Source organism: Bacillus sp. m3-13, assembly GCF_000175075.1.
Classification (GTDB): Bacteria; Bacillota; Bacilli; order Bacillales; family Bacillaceae_I; genus Sutcliffiella_A; species Sutcliffiella_A horikoshii_C.
This window is the reverse complement of the sequence record NZ_ACPC01000013.1, coordinates 83,626-104,133: the sequence shown is the minus strand read 5'-3', so window position 1 is coordinate 104,133 and position 20,508 is coordinate 83,626. Positions and strand designations below refer to the sequence as shown.

23 protein-coding genes are annotated in these 20,508 nt (G+C 41.2%); all 23 read left to right on the top strand.

Annotation, left to right across the window (positions count from 1 at the left end):
- Positions 1-527 precede the first annotated feature (527 nt).
- The 23 genes from M313_RS0106155 to codY all read left to right on the top strand — a co-directional run bounded on the left by M313_RS0106155 (position 528) and on the right by codY (position 19,988).
- Positions 528-866 carry a putative DNA-binding protein gene (locus M313_RS0106155; RefSeq protein WP_010193422.1) on the top strand — a complete coding sequence of 113 codons (339 nt, stop codon included), beginning with the start codon at positions 528-530 and terminating at the stop codon, positions 864-866.
- 12 nt (positions 867-878) lie between these two features.
- On the top strand, positions 879-2,225 hold the full coding sequence (ffh, locus tag M313_RS0106150; protein WP_010193421.1) for a signal recognition particle protein: 1,347 nt from the start codon (positions 879-881) through the stop codon (positions 2,223-2,225).
- A 118-nt stretch (positions 2,226-2,343) separates the two neighbouring features.
- The gene (gene rpsP, locus M313_RS0106145; RefSeq protein ID WP_010193419.1) at positions 2,344-2,616 is read left to right on the top strand and encodes a 30S ribosomal protein S16; all 273 of its coding nucleotides are present in this window, start codon (positions 2,344-2,346) and stop codon (positions 2,614-2,616) included.
- 8 nt (positions 2,617-2,624) lie between these two features.
- Positions 2,625-2,855: a KH domain-containing protein gene (locus M313_RS0106140; protein ID WP_010193417.1), complete on the top strand. Its 231-nt coding sequence runs from the start codon at positions 2,625-2,627 to the stop codon at positions 2,853-2,855.
- A 141-nt stretch (positions 2,856-2,996) separates the two neighbouring features.
- Positions 2,997-3,515 (top strand): ribosome maturation factor RimM, encoded by a 519-nt coding sequence (rimM, locus tag M313_RS0106135; RefSeq protein ID WP_010193415.1) that lies wholly within the window; start codon positions 2,997-2,999, stop codon positions 3,513-3,515.
- A 1-nt stretch (position 3,516) separates the two neighbouring features.
- Positions 3,517-4,257, top strand: a complete 741-nt coding sequence (gene trmD / locus M313_RS0106130; protein WP_010193414.1) for a tRNA (guanosine(37)-N1)-methyltransferase TrmD — start codon at positions 3,517-3,519, stop codon at positions 4,255-4,257.
- Positions 4,258-4,387: 130 nt separating this feature from the next.
- Positions 4,388-4,732 (top strand): 50S ribosomal protein L19, encoded by a 345-nt coding sequence (gene rplS, locus M313_RS0106125; RefSeq protein WP_010193413.1) that lies wholly within the window; start codon positions 4,388-4,390, stop codon positions 4,730-4,732.
- 164 nt (positions 4,733-4,896) lie between these two features.
- A complete protein-coding gene (gene lepB, locus M313_RS0106120; protein WP_010193412.1) occupies positions 4,897-5,448 on the top strand; it encodes a signal peptidase I in 552 nt (183 codons plus the stop codon).
- A gap of 250 nt (positions 5,449-5,698) precedes the next feature.
- On the top strand, positions 5,699-6,556 hold the full coding sequence (gene ylqF / locus M313_RS0106115) for a ribosome biogenesis GTPase YlqF (protein WP_010193411.1): 858 nt from the start codon (positions 5,699-5,701) through the stop codon (positions 6,554-6,556).
- A 55-nt stretch (positions 6,557-6,611) separates the two neighbouring features.
- Complete coding sequence (gene rnhB, locus M313_RS0106110) at positions 6,612-7,382, top strand: ribonuclease HII (protein ID WP_010193409.1); 771 nt, start codon at positions 6,612-6,614, stop codon at positions 7,380-7,382.
- Positions 7,383-7,399: 17 nt separating this feature from the next.
- Positions 7,400-8,725: a hypothetical protein gene (locus M313_RS0106105; protein ID WP_010193407.1), complete on the top strand. Its 1,326-nt coding sequence runs from the start codon at positions 7,400-7,402 to the stop codon at positions 8,723-8,725.
- Positions 8,722-9,018: an EscU/YscU/HrcU family type III secretion system export apparatus switch protein gene (locus M313_RS0106100; RefSeq protein ID WP_010193406.1), complete on the top strand. Its 297-nt coding sequence runs from the start codon at positions 8,722-8,724 to the stop codon at positions 9,016-9,018. Before M313_RS0106105 ends, M313_RS0106100 begins: the two co-directional genes overlap by 4 nt.
- Positions 9,019-9,244: 226 nt before the next feature.
- Complete coding sequence (sucC, locus tag M313_RS0106095; RefSeq protein WP_010193405.1) at positions 9,245-10,405, top strand: ADP-forming succinate--CoA ligase subunit beta; 1,161 nt, start codon at positions 9,245-9,247, stop codon at positions 10,403-10,405.
- 18 nt (positions 10,406-10,423) lie between these two features.
- Positions 10,424-11,326, top strand: a complete 903-nt coding sequence (sucD, locus tag M313_RS0106090) for a succinate--CoA ligase subunit alpha (protein WP_010193404.1) — start codon at positions 10,424-10,426, stop codon at positions 11,324-11,326.
- A 76-nt stretch (positions 11,327-11,402) separates the two neighbouring features.
- Positions 11,403-11,846, top strand: coding sequence for a DNA-processing protein DprA (locus tag M313_RS26295; RefSeq protein WP_010193403.1), 444 nt, complete (start codon positions 11,403-11,405; stop codon positions 11,844-11,846).
- A 119-nt stretch (positions 11,847-11,965) separates the two neighbouring features.
- Complete coding sequence (locus M313_RS26590) at positions 11,966-12,190, top strand: DNA-processing protein DprA (RefSeq protein WP_083800880.1); 225 nt, start codon at positions 11,966-11,968, stop codon at positions 12,188-12,190.
- Positions 12,093-12,302: a DNA-processing protein DprA gene (locus M313_RS26585; RefSeq protein ID WP_010193402.1), complete on the top strand. Its 210-nt coding sequence runs from the start codon at positions 12,093-12,095 to the stop codon at positions 12,300-12,302. The genes M313_RS26590 and M313_RS26585 overlap by 98 nt, the downstream gene beginning before the upstream one ends.
- Before the next feature lie 423 nt (positions 12,303-12,725).
- Positions 12,726-14,804 carry a type I DNA topoisomerase gene (gene topA / locus M313_RS0106080; protein ID WP_010193401.1) on the top strand — a complete coding sequence of 693 codons (2,079 nt, stop codon included), beginning with the start codon at positions 12,726-12,728 and terminating at the stop codon, positions 14,802-14,804.
- A gap of 116 nt (positions 14,805-14,920) precedes the next feature.
- Entirely contained in the window at positions 14,921-16,225 is a 1,305-nt protein-coding gene (gene trmFO, locus M313_RS0106075; RefSeq protein WP_010193400.1) for an FADH(2)-oxidizing methylenetetrahydrofolate--tRNA-(uracil(54)-C(5))-methyltransferase TrmFO, read from the top strand.
- Positions 16,226-16,289: 64 nt separating this feature from the next.
- Entirely contained in the window at positions 16,290-17,198 is a 909-nt protein-coding gene (xerC, locus tag M313_RS0106070; protein WP_010193399.1) for a tyrosine recombinase XerC, read from the top strand.
- A 22-nt stretch (positions 17,199-17,220) separates the two neighbouring features.
- The gene (gene hslV, locus M313_RS0106065) at positions 17,221-17,763 is read left to right on the top strand and encodes an ATP-dependent protease subunit HslV (RefSeq protein WP_010193398.1); all 543 of its coding nucleotides are present in this window, start codon (positions 17,221-17,223) and stop codon (positions 17,761-17,763) included.
- A 17-nt stretch (positions 17,764-17,780) separates the two neighbouring features.
- On the top strand, positions 17,781-19,181 hold the full coding sequence (gene hslU / locus M313_RS0106060; protein WP_010193396.1) for an ATP-dependent protease ATPase subunit HslU: 1,401 nt from the start codon (positions 17,781-17,783) through the stop codon (positions 19,179-19,181).
- Between the two features lie 27 nt (positions 19,182-19,208).
- On the top strand, positions 19,209-19,988 hold the full coding sequence (codY, locus tag M313_RS0106055; RefSeq protein ID WP_010193394.1) for a GTP-sensing pleiotropic transcriptional regulator CodY: 780 nt from the start codon (positions 19,209-19,211) through the stop codon (positions 19,986-19,988).
- Positions 19,989-20,508: the final 520 nt, after the last annotated feature.

Below are 20,508 nucleotides of genomic sequence, written 5' to 3'. Positions count from 1 at the left end.
CTCTGACGGGCGGCTTTTATATAGAGAAGAAAGTGTGGGAACCTGTTGATTTCCGTTTCGGGCGCTTTGTTTGCCTGCGGGGTCTTCCCTGTCCCTTCCTCCCGCGGGCGTCTGCGCGCCTTCCACTCCAATCAACAAGAAGGTTTCATTAATTTAAGGGTCTATGAAAAAGCATCTAACCGAGTTAACGGGATAAGCATTAACGTTACATCTACTCAATTTTCAGCTGTGGATTGGAGCAAATGGCGAAGACTCCAGCGGGGGAGTAACGGTAGATTGAGACCCCGCAACGAAGTGAGGAGGCTCAAACACCGTCCCGCGGAAAGCGAAGCCATGTGCGGAAAGTAACAGCGGTGGATAACCAACCAACAAATATTTTTTAAGTATAAAAGAACCTAAGGTGGTTAGATGTTTTCTCTCATTCTCGCTTTTCCCCCAAGTCAAGAAAAAAACTTGACATTCCATATCCCAACCTGTAAAATAAGCTATTGTAAAGGCATTTCACTTAACAAGGGAGAGTGAAGAGGATGCTTGAAAAAACAACGAGAATGAACTATCTTTATGATTTCTATCAGTCGTTGTTAACACCAAAGCAACGAAGCTATATGTCTTTGTATTACTTAGATGATCACTCCCTTGGTGAGATAGCAGAGGAATATAACATAAGTCGTCAAGCAGTGTATGATAACATAAAACGTACAGAACAGATGCTTGAGCAATATGAAGAAAAGCTTTTGTTATTTCAAAAGTTTCAAGAGCGGCAGACGCTTTTGCAGCAGATGAAGGATGAAGTCGAAAAAGCGGAAAGACCGCTTTACGGTCAGTCTCTTTTAGCGCTGATCGAGTCGCTTGAGAAATTAGATTAGGGGGCGGCATACATGGCATTTGAAGGTTTAGCCGACCGTTTGCAAAATACGATACAGAAGATCCGCGGAAAAGGTAAGGTAAGCGAACAAGACGTTAAAGAAATGATGCGTGAAGTTCGATTGGCATTGCTTGAAGCGGATGTTAACTTCAAAGTAGTGAAAGACTTTGTGAAACGCGTGAATGAACGTGCAGTTGGACAAGAAGTCATGAAAAGTCTTACACCCGGTCAGCAAGTAATTAAAGTGGTAAAAGAAGAACTAACCGCACTTATGGGCGGGGAGCAAAGTAAAATAGCTGTAAGCAGCCGACCGCCAACCGTTATCATGATGGTAGGTCTACAAGGTGCTGGTAAAACGACGACAACCGGAAAGCTTGCAAACCTATTGCGCAAAAAGCACAATAGAAAACCACTTCTAGTTGCGGCGGATATTTACCGACCGGCAGCGATTAAACAGCTTGAAACACTTGGAAAACAACTAAGCATGCCTGTATTCTCTTTAGGAGATCAGGTGAGTCCAGTTGAAATCGCAAAGCAAGCCATCCAAAAAGCGAAAGATGAGCACCATGATTATGTGCTGATCGATACTGCCGGACGTTTGCATGTGGATGAAAACTTAATGGACGAGTTAAAACAAGTAAAAGAAATCTCCAACCCGGATGAAATCTTCCTTGTTGTCGATGCAATGACAGGACAAGATGCTGTAAATGTAGCGCAAAGCTTCAATGAACAGCTTGGCTTGACTGGAGTTGTCTTAACAAAGCTTGATGGAGATACACGAGGTGGAGCTGCATTATCCGTTAAGGCGGTAACCAATACCCCAATCAAGTATATTGGTATGGGTGAAAAATTGGATGCCATCGAGCCTTTCCATCCTGAACGTATGGCCTCTCGTATTTTAGGTATGGGAGATGTGCTGACTCTTATCGAGAAAGCACAATCGAATGTAGATGAAGAGAAAGCCAAGGAGCTTGAACAGAAACTGCGTACGATGAACTTTACGTTTGATGATTTCCTGGAACAGCTTGGCCAAGTAAGAAACATGGGCCCGCTTGATGAAATACTGGGAATGATTCCTGGAGCCAACAAGATGAAGGGCTTAAAAAATGTCCAGGTGGATGAAAAGCAGATTGGTCACGTGGAGGCAATTATCCAATCCATGACCAAAGCGGAGAAAGATAATCCAGATCTAATCAACGCAAGCCGCAAAAAGCGGATAGCAAAAGGTAGCGGACGACCTATCCAGGAAGTTAACCGTCTACTCAAACAATTTGAAGAGATGAAAAAAATGATGAAACAGATGACAAGCATGCAAAAAGGAAAAGGTAAAAAAGGCGGCTTCAAATTCCCTTTCATGTAAGCATCAACAGCATTTTTTCTCTTAATAAATAAAGTGACAAGAAAAAACACTTTACAAACAAGTAACTACTTGTTATCATACTATCTTGTGTGAAATATTTTCGGAGGTGCTATATTAAATGGCAGTAAAAATTCGTTTAAAACGTATGGGTTCTAAAAAATCCCCATTCTATCGTATTGTAGTAGCAGATTCTCGTTCTCCTCGTGACGGACGTTTTATTGAAACAGTTGGAACTTACAACCCAGTATTACAACCAGCTGAAGTTAAAATCAATGAAGAACTAGCTCTTAAATGGTTACAAGATGGCGCGAAGCCTTCTGACACAGTTCGTAACCTTTTCTCTAACGAAGGTATTATGGAAAAATTCCACAATGCCAAATTAGGTAAGTAAGAGGCAAAATGACAGATCTAATCCAAACAATTGTGACGTCGTTAGTAGATCATCCAGAAAATGTAGAGGTTACGGAAAAAGAAACAGGTAATGTTCTTACGTACCAACTTACTGTGCATCAAGATGATTTAGGGAAAGTGATTGGCAAGCAGGGTAGAATTGCAAAAGCAATCAGGACAGTTTTGTTCGCTGCTGCTTCTCACGAGAATAAACGAGTACAATTAGAGATTATGGAGTAGGGGGAGGCTTTGATGCTTCCCCTTTTCTTATGGTTGAAGAATGATAATATTACTCAAAGTTTAGATTAAAGTGTTCCCTTAAAGGGGTACGCTATAATACATAGAACAGTCAGTTAAATACTGCGCGTGGAGGTGCATGGAATGTCAAAATGGTTCAATGTAGGTAAGCTTGTTAATACGCATGGGATAAAAGGTGAGGTGCGTGTGGTTTCCAGAACGGATTTTCCGGATGAACGTTATAAAAAGGGGAATCTTCTATACTTATTCTTGCCAAATGATAAGGAACCTGTAGAAGTTAAGGTGGCATCTAGAAGGGTACATAAATCCTTTGATCTTCTTACATTCGAAGGATTCCATAATGTAAACGAAGTGGAAAAGTTTAAAGGTGCGATTATTAAGGTTCCGGAAGATCAACTAGGGGAGCTTGAAGAAGGGGAATATTATTTTCACGAAATCGTTGGGTGTAAAGTCATCCTTCAGGAAACAATGGAGGAGATAGGCACCGTTAAGGAAGTACTGACACCGGGAGCAAATGATGTCTGGGTCATACAGGCAAAGAAAGGGAAGGATATCTTAATCCCTTATATCGATCAAGTAGTAAAGAAAGTGGACGTGCAGGAAAAAACAATCATCATAGAGCCATTAGAAGGACTGTTTTAAGATGAAGATTGATATTCTTTCCATTTTTCCGGAGATGTTTACAGGTGTTCTTGGATCTTCCATTCTGAGCAAAGCTGCGGAGAAAGGTGCCGTTCAATACAGTGTGACCGATTTCAGAGAGTTTGCGGACAATAAACATAAGACAGTCGATGACTATCCTTACGGAGGCGGAGCTGGAATGGTGCTCAAAGCCCAGCCGATATTTGATGCAGTATCATCTCTTACAGAGGAAAGCCAAACTGGTAATAAGCCGAGAGTTATTCTGATGTGTCCCCAGGGAGAGCGATATACGCAAAAGAAAGCAGAAGAACTGGCACAAGAAGAGCACTTGATATTCATCTGCGGTCATTATGAAGGCTATGACGAACGAATAAGAGAACATGTAGTTACAGATGAGATTTCCATTGGCGACTATGTTCTTACTGGCGGGGAACTTGCATCAATGGTTATTGTAGACAGTGTGGTTCGTTTACTTCCAGATGTATTAGGAAAAGCCGCTTCCCATGAACAGGACAGCTTTAGTACTGGACTCCTTGAGCATCCTCATTATACGAGACCGGCTGATTTTCGTGGCATGAAAGTGCCAGATGTACTTCTATCAGGAAATCATGCACATATTGAAGAATGGCGGACAAAAGAGTCCATCAGAAGAACTTGGAACAGAAGACCTGACTTATTTGATAAATATCCACTTACAGATCAACAACGAGCATGGCTCGAAGAAATAAAAAAAGAGGGCTAGGCATATTGATTTTATCTTTCTAATATGCTATTATACTCTTTGTGACTTAGCTATTGCTATGTCTAAAAACGATGTTCCGCTGCATCAAATAAGTATGGTATGAGCATCTGTGGAAAAGGAGCAGAAAACTATGCAAAAATTAATTCAAGATATTACTCAAGAGCAGTTGAAAACTGATCTTCCTTCTTTCCGTCCTGGTGACACTGTACGTGTTAACGTTAAGGTTGTAGAGGGAACGCGTGAGCGTATTCAGGTGTATGAAGGAGTAGTAATCAAGCGTCGTGGCGGCGGAATCAGCGAAACTTTCACAGTTCGTAAGATCTCTTACGGTGTTGGAGTTGAGCGTGCATTCCCACTTCATTCCCCTAAAATTGAGGGAATTGATGTAGTTCGTCGTGGTAAAGTACGTCGTGCGAAACTTTACTACCTACGTGCATTACGTGGTAAAAAAGCGCGTATCAAAGAGATTCGATAATCAAAGGGGGAGCTTGGAGACAAGCTCTCTTTTTTTACTAAAAAAACGGCTGCGCAATATCTTACGTTTTGTATAAACAAAAACAAGGTATATAATTGAAGTAGAATTACATATAAATTCTCATTTAAACAAGAGAACATTATGAAAACGGCGGAGGAACAGATATGGCACGTTCTAAAAATGAGCTATGGGAATGGGTAAAGGCCTTAGCAATCGCAGTAATTCTTGCAGCAGCAATACGCTATTTCTTTTTCGCACCGATTGTGGTAGATGGTGATTCCATGATGCCCACTCTGCATAATCAGGATAGAATGATCGTGAACAAGATCGGATATAAAGTTGGCGAACCAGAACGATTTGACATCGTTGTGTTCCATGCAACAGAAGATAAGGACTATATCAAGCGTGTCATCGGTTTGCCGGGCGACGAAGTGGAATACCGGGATGATGTCTTGTATATCAACGGAGAAGCATATGAAGAGCCGTATTTAGACAACTATAAAGCTCAGTATCCTGATGGTCCATTAACGGAAGATTTCACATTGGAAGAAAAGACAGGCCTTAAAGAAGTGCCAGATGGCCACCTTTTTGTAATGGGAGATAACCGCAGATTCAGTAAGGATGGCCGTCATATCGGAACAGTGCCACAAGAAGAAGTATTAGGCAAAACCAATATCGTCTACTGGCCGCTACCAGACCTAAGAATGGTAAAATAGAACCCTTGCTGTTGATTGGAGCAAAAGGCGAAGACTCCTCGAAAATGCTACGCATTTTTTTCGTTGCGATGTTTCGCTGTCGAAGCCTTCCTTGTCCTGAGGGAGATAGCGCTAGGTGGAGACCCCGCAGGCTTGCCGAGGAGGCTCACGTCAGCCCCTAGGAAAGCGAAGCCATTTGCGGAAATCAACAGCGGTGAATAACGAAATTTAAAATTAATGTTTTTCGCAAGGACTTCAGGAGGCAATTATCATGACAATACAGTGGTTTCCCGGGCATATGGCGAAAGCCCGCAGACAAGTAACAGAAAAACTTAAATTGATTGATATCGTCTATGAATTGGTAGATGCCCGCATCCCTGTTTCATCACGAAACCCTATGATCGACGAAATCATCTCCAATAAACCAAGAATCATCCTATTAAACAAAGCGGATATGGCAGATGCAAAAGTAACACGGGAATGGCTGGACTATTTTAATCTTCCAGGTTCATCAACTAAAGCGATTGCCATCGACTCCCAAACTGGTAAAGGGATTCAACAGATTGCCACATTATCAAAAGAGCTGTTAAAAGAGAAGTTTGATAAAATGCAATCTCGCGGAATCAGACCAAGAGCAATCCGGGCTTTGATTGTAGGAATCCCTAATGTTGGGAAGTCGACACTTATTAATAGGCTGGCAAAGAAAAATATCGCTCAAACAGGAGACAGGCCCGGTGTAACAAAAGCTCAACAATGGGTCAAAGTCGGGAAAGAATTGGAGCTGCTTGATACTCCCGGGATTCTCTGGCCGAAATTTGAGGATCAGGAAGTAGGCTACCGCTTAGCTACAACTGGCGCCATCAAAGATACCATTATCAATCTGCAGGATATTGCAGTATTTGCTTTAAGATTCCTGACGGCAGCCTATCCGGATAGATTAAAGGAGCGATACGGACTCGAGGAAATACCAGAGGATATTGTAGAACTCTTTGACGCAATCGGCTCAAAACGCGGATGTAAGATGAGCGGCGGACTGATTGATTACGATAAGACTGCTGAACTGGTTATAAGGGAGATCCGTTCTGAGAAGCTAGGCAAGCTTAGTTTGGAAAGGCCGGAAAAACTTTAGAAAAAGGCTGTCATCTGTACAGCCTTTTTCTTTTGGGGAAATGGAGTTAAAAAATATGGAAAAGAAGTCGATAAAAGACATAGAAAGATTGCTTGTTGGAATAAAGAGTGAAAACGACCCATTCCTCTTATCTATAAGAGAGGACCAGCGAAAAGGTGTTCAGACACTTTTGAAAAGGTGGGAAAAGAAAAGGTTGGAAACTCGGCAACTTCTCGAACAGTTTGAAGAGATGAAAAAATATGAACGTCCTCTTTGGGATAAAGGGTGCCGATATATTGCCGGCATAGATGAAGTGGGACGTGGGCCTCTTGCAGGGCCTGTGGTGGCGGCAGCTGTCATTCTGCCAGAGGATTTCCATCTGCCTGGACTGACTGACTCAAAGAAGCTTAATGCGCAGAAACGAGAACACTTTTTCCGCTATGTTAAAGAGCATGCTATCAGCTACGGTATAGGGATCATTGATTCAAGGGAAATTGACCAGGTCAATATATATGAAGCGACAAAGCTTGCGATGGTGCAAGCTGTGAAAAATCTTCATCATACACCGGAGCATCTGCTGATTGATGCGATGAAGTTGGATCTCGACATTGAGCAGACATCCATCATTAAAGGGGATGCAACAAGCATATCCATTGCAGCAGCGTCAGTATTGGCAAAAGAGACGAGGGATACATATATGAAAAACCTCGCTCAGGAATTTCCGGATTACGGGTTTGATAAAAATATGGGATACGGCACGCCAGAGCATCTTCTTGCTCTGCAAGAAACAGGGGTAACCCGAGAGCATCGTCAATCATTCTCGCCGGTAAAGGAAATGGTTGACTGAGATAAAAGGAGTACGCTATGAACCTATGGCAATTGATTCAGTCCAAAGTTCCTGAGTCGATGTTAAATAAAACATCTCTCGATAATCTATCCATAGCACCAGGAAGGGTGTTCAAAGCATTGGTAACAGAGCAGCTTCATGGTGCTCTTTTTGCCATTCAAAAAGGTGCAGTCTCTTCTAAGGCCGTCATACAGGGGGAAGTGAAGGTCGGGGAGGAATATCTATTCCAGGTTAAGAAGGGCCCGAAAGGATTGTTTTTGGTACCTACAGAAAAAATACCTACTGTCCCGAGAGCACTCCCAATACAAGTCGAAGCTAAAACTGGTGGAATGACGCCTGCCCGCCCTCCACAAACCCCCACCCCCTTACAAACGACGCAGGAGCGAATTCAGGCGATTGTTGCACAAAAAGGGGACAACATGCCTGCAACTACTGTAAAAGAACTTGTAGCAGTAATAGAACGCCTTCCAGCAACCGAAAAGGAGAAGGCTATCGAAATGCTGAAAGTTCTGGCTAAACAAAATGGCATCACGAACATTCCAGATAAGCTGCAAATGATGATAGGAGGTTTATCTGATAAAGAAACAACCATACAGACACTTACAAAAGTGGAAGCAAGCCTTCAAAAGATAACTCAACCAACGCCTGCCCAGGAAAAGCTCATGGAGGTTATTCAAAAGATGCAGCAGCCCCAAACACTACATACAAAAGCGGAAGCATTGCAATTTATCAGGCAGGCTGTGACGTTGCTCGGCCTCGACTTCGAAAAGGGCCTCAGTGACCTCATCCGGCAGGGGCAGCCCTTTTCTGAAGGAAAATTGGAACAGTTGAAGCCTTTAATGATGAATTATTTACAACAAGTGGCGACCCTTGAAGAGAAAGCAGCGGTAACACAACTCATCTCCAAATTGACAGGCTTTCAGTTGCTTTCAAGAGAAGAAGGCAATCTGCACCACATCTTTATACCAATTCCTATCAAAATGCATGAAGAAACGAAAGATTGGTATGTACATATAAGTTCAAAGAAAAAGAATGAAATGCTTGATCCTGATTATTGCAGGATCGTTCTTATGTTAGATTTGCCTGTATTTTCTTCTGTCATGGTAGATGTATTTGTACAACAGAAAGTGGTAAGCGTATCACTTCATCACTCCTATCCGTCAATGGAGAAGTTGGTGGAGAAAAGTGCACCACTTCTTAAGGAAAGTCTATCCGTTAAAGGCTTTAAGCTAAGTGCCGTTAAAACGGAGTGGAGGGAACACGAAGAAAACGATGGCGTACCTGTTGATTTTTTAAAGGTAATTCTGACTCCAAACGAGAAAGGGTTGGATATCAAAATATGAACAAGGAGCAAGATAAGAGAAAAAAAGCGGTTGCCATAAAATATGATCAAGCGAAAACAGTAGCGCCGGTTGTTAAAGCGAAAGGTGCAGGTATTATTGCAGAAAATATAATACAAGAAGCGAAAAAACATCAAATTCCACTCCAAGAAGACGGGGCACTTTTGGAGGTTCTGATGGAATTAGAGCTGAATGAGAGCATACCTGAAGAGTTGTATGAGGTGGTAGCAGAGGTTCTGGCATACGTGTACAACCTCCATGAAGAGGCGGAAAAGAATGTGAAAAACTCCACGTGAAAGTTTTTCAGCATAATGAAAGAAGATTGAATTATCTGTCAAATTTAGCTCGTTTTTGCGTCATAAGTTGTTTTTTTCGACATTATCAGATGTCAATCTATTAATTTTTTGAAAATAGTATAATATTTTTGCAGAAAGGTAGACATTTGTTGGCTCATTTAATAAAATGAAAGCGCAGTCTATTTTTAAATAATGTTCTGTTATACATAAGATTGGAGGATGGGAAATGAATATCCATGAATATCAAGGAAAAGAGATCCTCAGAAAATACGGGGTGGCTGTTCCAAATGGCCGTGTAGCGTTCACTGTTGAAGAAGCAGTAGAAGCTGCAAAAGAACTAGGAACAGAAGTTTGTGTTGTGAAAGCGCAAATTCACGCTGGTGGCCGCGGTAAAGCGGGCGGAGTGAAAGTTGCCAAGAACTTGGATGAAGTTCGTGAATATGCGGGAGAAATCCTAGGCAAAACGTTAATTACTCATCAAACGGGTCCAGAAGGTAAGGAAGTAAAACGCCTACTTATTGAAGAAGGATGCGACATCAAGAAAGAATACTATATTGGACTTGTATTAGACCGTGCAACTTCCCGAGTTGTCCTAATGGCATCTGAAGAAGGTGGAACAGAAATTGAAGAAGTGGCAGAGCAAACGCCAGAAAAAATCTTCAAAGAAGTGGTTGATCCTGTTGTAGGATTAACAGGGTTCCAAGCTCGTCGTATTGCATTCAACATCAACATTCCAAAAGAGTTGGTTGGACAAGCGGTTAAATTCATGATGAGCCTTTATACAGCTTTCGTGGAAAAAGACTGCTCCATCGCAGAAATCAATCCACTTGTTGTAACAGGTGACGCGAAGGTTATGGCTTTGGATGCAAAACTTAACTTCGACTCCAATGCACTATACCGCCACAAGGACATTTTGGAATACCGTGACCTAGAAGAAGAAGATGCAAAAGAAATCGAAGCATCCAAATATGACCTAAGCTACATCTCACTTGATGGAAACATCGGGTGTATGGTAAATGGTGCCGGACTTGCAATGGCAACGATGGATATTATCAAACATTATGGTGGAGACCCCGCTAACTTCCTGGACGTTGGGGGCGGTGCGACTGCTGAGAAAGTAACAGAAGCTTTTAAAATTATCCTTTCTGATGATAATGTAAAAGGTATTTTCGTTAACATTTTCGGTGGAATTATGAAGTGTGACATCATTGCTACAGGTGTTGTGGAAGCGGCGAAACAAGTAGGACTTGAAGTTCCTCTAGTAGTGCGTTTGGAAGGTACGAACGTAGACTTAGGAAAACAAATTTTACGTGAATCTGGCTTAAACATCGTGGCAGCAGAATCCATGGCTGATGGTGCACAAAAAATCGTAGCGCAAGTAGGATAAGAAAGGCAGGGGACATTCATGAGTGTATTCATTAATAAAGATACAAAAGTAATCGTACAAGGTATTACTGGTTCCACAGCGTTGTTCCATACAAAGCAAATGCTTGAGTATGGCACACAAATCGTTGGTGGGGTAACACCAGGTAAAGGCGGCACTGAAGTTGAAGGTGTACCTGTATTCAATACAGTAGAAGAAGCTGTCAAGGCTACTGGTGCAAATGCATCTGTCATCTATGTACCTGCTCCATTTGCTGCAGATGCAATCATGGAAGCGGTAGATGCAGAGCTTGATTTGGCTATTTGTATTACAGAGCATATTCCTGTACTCGATATGGTAAAAGTGAAGCGTTATATGGAAGGGAAAAAGACTCGTCTTGTTGGTCCTAACTGCCCTGGCGTTATCACTCCTGGTGAGTGTAAAATCGGAATCATGCCTGGTTATATCCACACAAAAGGCCATGTTGGGGTTGTTTCCCGTTCTGGTACATTAACGTACGAAGCGGTTCACCAATTATCTCAAGAAGGCATCGGTCAATCTACAGCAGTAGGTATCGGTGGAGACCCGGTTAACGGAACTGATTTCATTGATGTATTAAAAGCATTCAATGAAGATGAAGATACGTTTGCAGTTATCATGATCGGTGAAATCGGCGGAACAGCTGAAGAAGAAGCAGCTCTTTGGGTAAAAGAGAACATGACAAAACCTGTTGTCGGCTTCATCGGCGGCCGTACTGCACCTCCTGGTAAGCGTATGGGTCACGCAGGAGCAATCATCTCTGGCGGTAAAGGTACTGCAGATGAGAAAATCCGTGTGATGAATGAGTGTGGCATTGAAGTTGCTGATACTCCATCTGTAATGGGTGAAACGCTTATCAAAGTGATTAAAGAGCAAGGCATTTACGATAAATGTAAAACTCACTAATATAATATTGGAAAAGGGATAGTCGGGTCAGGCTATCCCCGTTTCCGTTTCTTAGGAAAGAGGTGTTTTTGCGTATATGCAAATGGAGAAAAGAAGATTGATAACCCTGCATCATTGTCCAGGTCTCACCATAAAGGCACTCCAAAATCTATTAATGAAAGATCCCACGCTTGAACGACTATACACCATGAAACCTTCTGATATTGCTTCATACTTCACCACTACTCAAAAGCAAGCACAGTCCATTTATCACCATATCCACAACAATAATGTTTCACAACTTCTTTCTATTTATAATGAGCAAAGCATACTACCATTAACCATTTGGGATAAAGATTACCCTGCCCTATTAAAAGAAATTTACGACCCACCAGTTGTCCTATACACAAAAGGAAATCAACATCTGTTAAAGACCAGGATGCTTGGAATAGTTGGTGCAAGATTGATGTCTTCTTATGGTAATCACTCTTTAAATAAGTTAATTCCCCCTCTAGTAAAAGAAAAATTTAACAATTGTTAGCGGATTGGCAAAAGGAGTGGACATTTCTGCTCATCAATTAACAATGGAGATGGGAGGGAACACCATAGCAGTCTTAGGAAGCGGATTTTTTCAAATTTATCCGAAAGAACACCTGTCTTATGCAGAAAAAAATTGCCTCTTGCCATCTACTCCTCTCAGAATATCCTCCATACACACCTCCAACAAGATGGAATTTCCCACAAAGGAATCGTATTATCAGCGGTTTAAGTGAAGGAGTAATCATTATTGAAGCGAAAGAGAAAAGTGGGGTCCCTCATTACAGCAGATCAAGCGATGGAACAAGGAAGAGAGGTGTTTGCTGTTCCAGGGTCCATCCTTTCTGAAACCTCTAAGGGGACAAATGCGCTTATCCAACAGGGAGCAAAGCTTGTGATAAGTCATCATGATATTTTAGAAGAATTAGGTAGCAGTGAAATGATAAAAATAAATAAATAGTAAAAGAGATTACAATTAAGTGACAAAAAATTAACTATTTTTGAGAGAATTTTCGTTTTTTACTTTACAAATCAATATATGTCTATATTATTATAGGGTACAATGATATTAAAAATTGTACCCTTTTTCCTTATTAGATGGACTATTCTAATGAGAAAAGTTTGCAGAGGCAAGTATATAAAGAAGATTCTGTGTCTACATATAATACATAAGGATAACCGGGATGTTTAATGTGAGTAAAACTAGGAAATTACATAAATTATTGAAAAGCTCTGTTTGACAAACGGTTACATAATATTTGATAATGGTGAAGATTTATTATAATAGATAAAACAAAAATGAAAATAGAAGCTAAAAACTTTGAGAAAACGCATCACCTTAATGTTTTTTCTGAGAATTTACCCTCTTGAGGAGGATTATTGAATGGCAGATTATTTAGTGATTGTGGAATCACCAGCAAAAGCGAAGACAATTGAACGATATTTAGGAAAAAAATATAAAGTGAAAGCCTCCATGGGGCATGTAAGAGACTTACCTAAAAGTCAAATGGGTGTAAATGTAGATCATGAATTTGAGCCTAAATATATAACCATCAGAGGGAAAGGTCCCGTCTTGAAGGAATTGAAAACAGCGGCAAAAAAAGCGAAGAAAATTTTTCTCGCGGCTGACCCGGATCGCGAAGGGGAAGCTATCGCATGGCATCTTGCTCACAGTCTTGATATTGATATCACATCTGATTGTCGGGTGGTTTTTAATGAAATAACAAAAGATGCAATCAAGGAATCATTCAAACATCCAAGACCGATCAATCTGGATGTAGTGGACGCACAACAGGCAAGAAGGATATTGGATCGACTTGTGGGCTACAATATAAGCCCTTTATTATGGAAGAAAGTGAAAAAAGGATTAAGTGCTGGGCGCGTTCAATCCGTTGCTGTTCGATTAGTTATTGAACGAGAGCAAGAGATTAATGCATTTGAACCGGAAGAGTACTGGTCCATAAAAAGTAGTTTCCTGACAGGCAAATCAAAAGAATTTGAAGCAAGCTTCTATGGAGTAGATGGAAAGAAGACAGAGCTTAAATCTGAAGCCGATGTCAATGAGGTTCTCGGAAGGCTTGAGGGCAACTCTTTTGAAATTAAGAGTGTAACCAAAAAGGAACGTAAACGTAATCCAGCGCTTCCTTTCATCACATCCTCCTTGCAACAGGAAGCAGCGCGTAAACTTAACTTCCGTGCAAAGAAAACGATGATGATGGCACAGCAGCTCTATGAGGGCATTGAGCTTGGAAAAGAAGGTACGGTCGGTCTTATCACCTATATGCGTACAGATTCAACGCGTATTTCAGAAACCGCAAAAAAAGAAGCGGTGGAATATATCGAAAAGACATATGGCAAACAATTTGTTTCTAATGAAGAAAGAAAAGAGACAAAAAAGAGCAATGCACAGGATGCCCATGAAGCGATTCGTCCGACATCAACCATGAAGGACCCTCAGTCGATCAAAGAATATTTATCACGCGATCAATTCCGTTTGTATAAATTGATTTGGGAGCGGTTTGTTGCGAGTCAGATGGCACCAGCAATTTTGGATACCGTCAGTGTAGACTTAACGCAAAATGATGTTCAATTCCGTGCGACAGGATCCACGGTCAAGTTCGCCGGTTTCATGAAAGTATATGTGGAAGGTAATGACGATCAACAGGAAGAAAAAGAAAACCTGTTGCCTCCTTTAGAGAAAGGTGATACAGTCTTCTCCAAAGATATCGATCAAAAGCAACATTTCACACAACCCCCACCAAGGTACACGGAAGCAAGGCTGGTACGTGCCCTTGAAGAGTTGGGAATAGGAAGACCGTCCACATATGCTCCTACACTGGATACTATCCAGAAAAGAGGCTATGTAGCGCTTGATAACAAAAGGTTTGTTCCGACTGAGCTTGGACAGATTGTCATTCAATTGATTTTGGAGTTCTTCCCGGAAATCATCAATGTCGAATTTACAGCAGATCTTGAAACGAACCTGGATAATGTGGAAGATGGTAAAGTGAATTGGGTCAATATTATTGACGGCTTTTATCATGAATTTGCCAAGCGTTTAGAAAAAGCGGAAGCGGAAATGCAGGAAATTGAAATAAAAGATGAGCCTGCAGGTGAAGATTGTGAGCTTTGCGGTCACGAAATGGTCTTTAAAATGGGAAGGTACGGAAAGTTCATGGCGTGCTCCAATTTCCCTGACTGCCGCAATACAAAACCTATCGTAAAAGATATCGGCGTCCCTTGTCCTAAATGTGAAAAAGGGAATATCGTGGAAAGAAAAAGTAAAAAGAAACGAATTTTCTATGGCTGTGACCAATACCCTACCTGTGAATTTTTATCATGGGATAAGCCTATTGCCAGAAAATGTCCGAAGTGTGAATCATTACTGGTCGAGAAAAAGCTTAAAAAAGGTGTACAGGTTCAGTGCGTAGAGTGCGATTATAAAGAAGAACCACAAGGATAAGCTTTATTATAGTAAAGAGGGGACTGACACTTGAGTGGTTGGGTCAGCCCTTTTTCCTTTGTAAAAAAAGTAGTGAGTGTAGCAATAATCTTACAACGTTTTTGGAGGTATCAGTTATGACAAACACAGTAGTTAATGTAATTGGAGCCGGCCTTGCCGGTAGTGAAGCAGCATGGCAGCTTGCAAATAAAGGGATTCAGGTACATTTATACGAAATGCGCCCAGTCAAACAAACTCCTGCCCATCATACAGATAAATTCGCAGAGCTTGTTTGCTCCAATTCCTTGCGCGCGAACAACCTGACAAATGCAGTTGGGGTGCTAAAGGAAGAGATGAGAATGCTTGACTCCGTCATTATCCGTTCAGCAGATGACTGTGCGGTTCCTGCAGGCGGTGCTCTTGCGGTGGACAGGCATGAATTTGCTGCAAAAGTTACGGAAAGAGTAAAAGAACATCCTAATGTGACTGTATTTAATGAAGAAATGGAACAAATCCCGGAAGGACCGACCATCATTGCAACAGGACCGTTAACCTCCAAAGCCCTTTCAGACCAGCTTCGTTCCTTAACAGGCGAAGAGTATCTATATTTCTACGATGCTGCAGCTCCAATCATTGAAAAAGACAGCATCAATATGGATATTGTTTATTTGAAATCCCGTTATGATAAAGGAGAAGCTGCCTACTTGAATTGCCCGATGACAGAAGAGCAGTTTAATCGTTTTTATGATGCATTAGTTGAAGCAGAAACCGTACCATTAAAGGAATTTGAAAAAGAAATTTTCTTTGAAGGGTGTATGCCGATTGAAGTCATGGCAAACCGCGGAAAGAAAACGATGCTTTTTGGACCTTTAAAGCCTGTTGGGTTAGAAGATCCTAAAACAGACAAACGCCCATATGCAGTCGTGCAACTCCGACAAGATGATGCGGCAGGCACTTTGTATAATATTGTTGGTTTTCAGACACATTTAAAATGGGGTCCGCAAAAAGAAGTGATCCGTCTTATTCCTGGTTTGGAAAATGCAGAGATTGTAAGGTACGGTGTCATGCACCGTAATACCTTTATCAATTCACCTAATCTATTGAAGCCAACATATCAATTCAAAGAAAGAGAAGATCTTTTCTTTGCAGGGCAAATGACAGGTGTGGAAGGTTATGTGGAATCTGCAGCGTCAGGACTTATTGCCGGGATGAATGCGGCACGCCTCGTTCTTGGAGAGGAACCGTTGGTGTTCCCTAAAGAAACCGCGATTGGAAGTATGGCGCACTATATTACTTCTACAAACGCGAAAAACTTCCAACCGATGAATGCAAACTTTGGGTTATTTCCAGATCTTCCGAAGAAGATAAAAAATAAACAAGAGCGAAATGAAGCGCATGCTAGGAGAGCGTTGGAAACAATTCAGAATTTTGTAAAAAATTAATCAAATTAATTGCAAGGGCTACTAAATTGTGATAATATTTAGTAGCCCTTGTGAGGTGATAAGTATGCAAAATGTTAACGCTCCATTAATTTCTTTTCTAGAATATTTACAAATTGAAAAAAATTACTCAAAATATACTATTGTATTTTATCAGAAGGATATTGAAGATTTTTTTGATTTTATGAAAGAGGAAGCCATTTCAAGCATCAATGAAGTCACTCATACAGAAGCACGTATGTATTTAACCAGGCTGCATCAAAAAAAGTACGCACGAAAATCGGTTGCAAGAAAAACATCAAGCTTACGCAGCTTCTATAAGTTTCTCTTGCGTGAGGAAAAGGTGGAGCAAAACCCTTTTACCAGTGTTTCCTTGCCAAAACAGGAAAAGCGGCTTCCGCAGTTCCTCTATAGTGAAGAACTTGATAAGTTGTTTGCTGTATCAGATTTGGAAACACCGTTAGGTCAGAGGAATCAAGCCATTTTAGAATTGCTCTATGCAACTGGCATCCGAATTAGTGAATGTTGTCACATTCAAATTCATGATATTGACTTTCAAGTCGGTACCATCCTTGTCACTGGAAAAGGGAATAAACAGCGTTACATCCCGTTTGGAAGTTTTGCACAAGACGCCATAAAGATCTATTTGGAAGACGGCCGAAAGTCACTGCTTGAAAAGCAAAAAACGCCTAATTCCACCAAGCATCTTTTTCTTAATTTCCGTGGAGGTGCCCTTACCCCCCGAGGTGTAAGGCTGATACTTAATGACATGGTACAACAGGCATGTTCTACCTTACATATTAGTCCACATATGCTTCGGCATACTTTTGCCACGCATATGTTGAATGAAGGAGCAGACCTTCGTGTTGTACAAGAATTGCTCGGACATGCCAGTTTATCATCCACCCAAATCTATACACATGTGACAAAAGAACATTTGCAAAAGACGTATAATCAATTTCATCCTCGTGCATGAGGAACGAATGGAGGATCTTTTCATGTCATCATTTCATGCTACCACGATATTTGCAGTCCAGCATAAGGGACAATGCGCAATGTCAGGTGACGGTCAAGTTACATTTGGAAACGCAGTTGTCATGAAGCATACAGCACGAAAAGTGCGCAAGCTTTTTAACGGACGGATTCTTGCGGGTTTTGCAGGATCTGTGGCAGATGCATTTACCTTATTCGAAATGTTCGAGGCGAAGCTTGAGGAATATAACGGCAATATCCAACGCTCAGCAGTTGAGCTTGCAAAAGAATGGCGTAGTGATAAAGTGTTGAGAAAGTTGGAAGCCATGTTGATTGTGATGGACGAGTCCAGCATGTTGTTAGTTTCCGGAACGGGTGAAGTTATTGAACCTGATGACGGAATACTTGCAATTGGTTCAGGCGGGAACTATGCACTTTCTGCTGGCCGTGCTTTAAAACGATATGCAGGAGAGCATATGACAGCACGTGAGATAGCAAAAGCCTCCTTGGAAACAGCAGGTGAAATTTGCGTGTACACTAATGACAATATCATTGTAGAAGAACTATAGAAAAGGCGGTTGTGGACATGAGTACAAAATTAACCCCTAGGCAAATAGTAGATATGCTCGATCAATATATTGTAGGTCAAACAAATGCGAAAAAGGCTGTTGCGGTTGCACTGAGAAACAGATATAGAAGAAGTCTCCTCAAAGGCAATCTTCGTGATGAAGTAGTCCCTAAAAACATTCTGATGATCGGTCCGACTGGTGTCGGAAAGACTGAAATAGCCCGAAGAATTGCCAAACTTGTTGGTGCACCATTCATCAAAGTAGAAGCAACGAAATTCACAGAAGTTGGCTATGTAGGCCGTGATGTTGAATCGATGGTACGCGATTTGGTGGAAACATCCGTCCGTCTTGTAAAAGAAGAAAAGATGGCGAGTGTGAAAGAAAAAGCCCTGGAAAATGCAAACAAACGCTTGGTGGAACTACTTGTTCCTGGCAAGCAAAAAAGCGCGTCCTATAAAAATCCGCTTGAAATGTTTTTTGGAGGAAATACTAACTCCAACGATACGGAAGAGCAGGAAAAGCAAGAAGAAGTATCAATCAAAGATCAAAGAAGAAGAATGGCCCATCAACTTGCTCTAGGAGAACTAGAAGACCGTTATGTCACGGTTGAAGTGGAAGAACAGCAAGGGTCCATGTTTGACATGCTGCAAGGCTCGGGTATGGAACAAATGGGCATGAACATGCAAGATGCCCTAAGCAATCTCATGCCGAAGAAAAAAAAGAAAAGAAGGCTGACTGTCCGTGAGGCAAGACCAGTACTTGCACATGAAGAAGCACAAAAACTAATTGATATGGATGAAGTGACACAAGAAGCTGTTAATAGAGCAGAACAAAATGGAATCATCTTTATAGATGAAATCGATAAAATCGCTAAAAAGAACAGCGGTTCTTCTGCAGATGTGTCCCGTGAAGGAGTTCAGCGTGACATCCTCCCTATTGTGGAAGGATCAACGGTAGTAACAAAATACGGCCAAGTAAAGACAGATCATGTTTTATTTATTTCTGCAGGGGCCTTCCATATCGCCAAGCCTTCTGATCTCATTCCAGAATTGCAAGGTCGTTTTCCGATTCGTGTGGAATTGACCAAACTATCAATAGATGACTTTGTAAGAATTTTAGTGGAACCAGATAATGCTTTACTTAAACAATATACGGCATTATTGGAAACGGAAGGTATAAAAGTCGAATTTTCTGACGATGCTATTCGTAAACTAGCTGAAGTAGCGTTTCAGGTGAACCAGGATACCGATAATATCGGTGCCCGTCGTCTTCACACTATCCTTGAGAAATTGTTGGAGGACCTGTCATTTGAAGCGCCTGATATCAACCTGGAGAAAATCGTCATCACACCGAAATATGTGGACGAAAAACTAGGCAATATCGTAAAAAATAAAGATTTAAGCCAATTTATCTTATAGAAGTAGATTTTTAGGAGGAAATATAAAATGCCATTATTACAAAAAACAAGAACCATCAACGCTATGCTGCAAAGAGCAGCTGGTAAACCAGTTAACTTCAAGGAAATGTCGGAAACACTTTGCAATGTCATTGAAGCAAATGTTTTCGTATTATCCCGCCGTGGGAAGCTATTAGGCTATTCCATTAACCAACAGATTGAAAACGAGCGTATGATCAAGATGCTTGAAGACCGTCAATTCCCTGAAGAGTATACTAAGAACTTGTTCAATATCTCAGAAACATCTTCTAACCTGGATGTGGATAGTGAATATACAGCTTTCCCTGTAGAGAACAAGGAATTGTTTAAATCTGGTTTAACAACAATCGTTCCTATTATCGGTGGAGGGGAGCGCCTTGGAACACTGATTCTTGCTCGTCTTCAAGAGCCATTCTCTGATGACGATTTGATTATGGCTGAATACGGCGCGACAGTTGTAGGCATGGAGATCCTACGTGAAAAATCGGAAGAAATTGAAGAGGAAGCAAGAAGCAAGGCTGTTGTTCAAATGGCAATCAGCTCCCTTTCTTACAGTGAGCTTGAAGCAATCGAGCATATCTTTGAAGAGCTTGATGGAAAAGAAGGCCTTCTTGTAGCAAGTAAAATTGCAGACAGAGTAGGAATCACTCGTTCTGTTATCGTAAACGCACTAAGAAAATTAGAAAGTGCCGGTGTTATCGAATCCCGTTCACTTGGGATGAAAGGTACTTATATTAAAGTGCTAAACGACAAGTTCCTTATGGAGCTTTCCAAACTAAAATCACATTAATGCTAAATATATAAAAAAAGGGTCTGACTTTTATCTGCATTTCGCAGAAGAGTCAGACCCTTTTTATTTTATAGTGAGAAAGTTTATAAAACTGTTGATTTTCCTTACAGGCGCTTCGCTTGCCTGCGGGCGTCTGCGCGCCTTCCACTCCAATCAACAAGGTGACCTCATTCATTAAAGGGTTTATGAAAAGCCATCTAATATGGTTTACGTAATCTTCAGCTGTGGATTGGAGCAAATGGCGGAGACTCCAGCGGGGGAGTAACGGTTGGTTGAGACCCCGCAACGAAGTGAGGAGGCTCAAGCACCGTCCCGCGGAAAGCGAAGCCATTTGCGGAAAGGAACAGCGGCGTATAAGTTATTAGTAATTTTTCTATCCTAAAATAGTAATAGGTCTTTATGCCTATGGAGGAAAATGAGTCAAATTGACGATTTTTTTTAACAATTGACACATAGACATATCGGTTACCTTAATTTACAATAAAAACATACATACATATTTCGACAAAAATATATAATT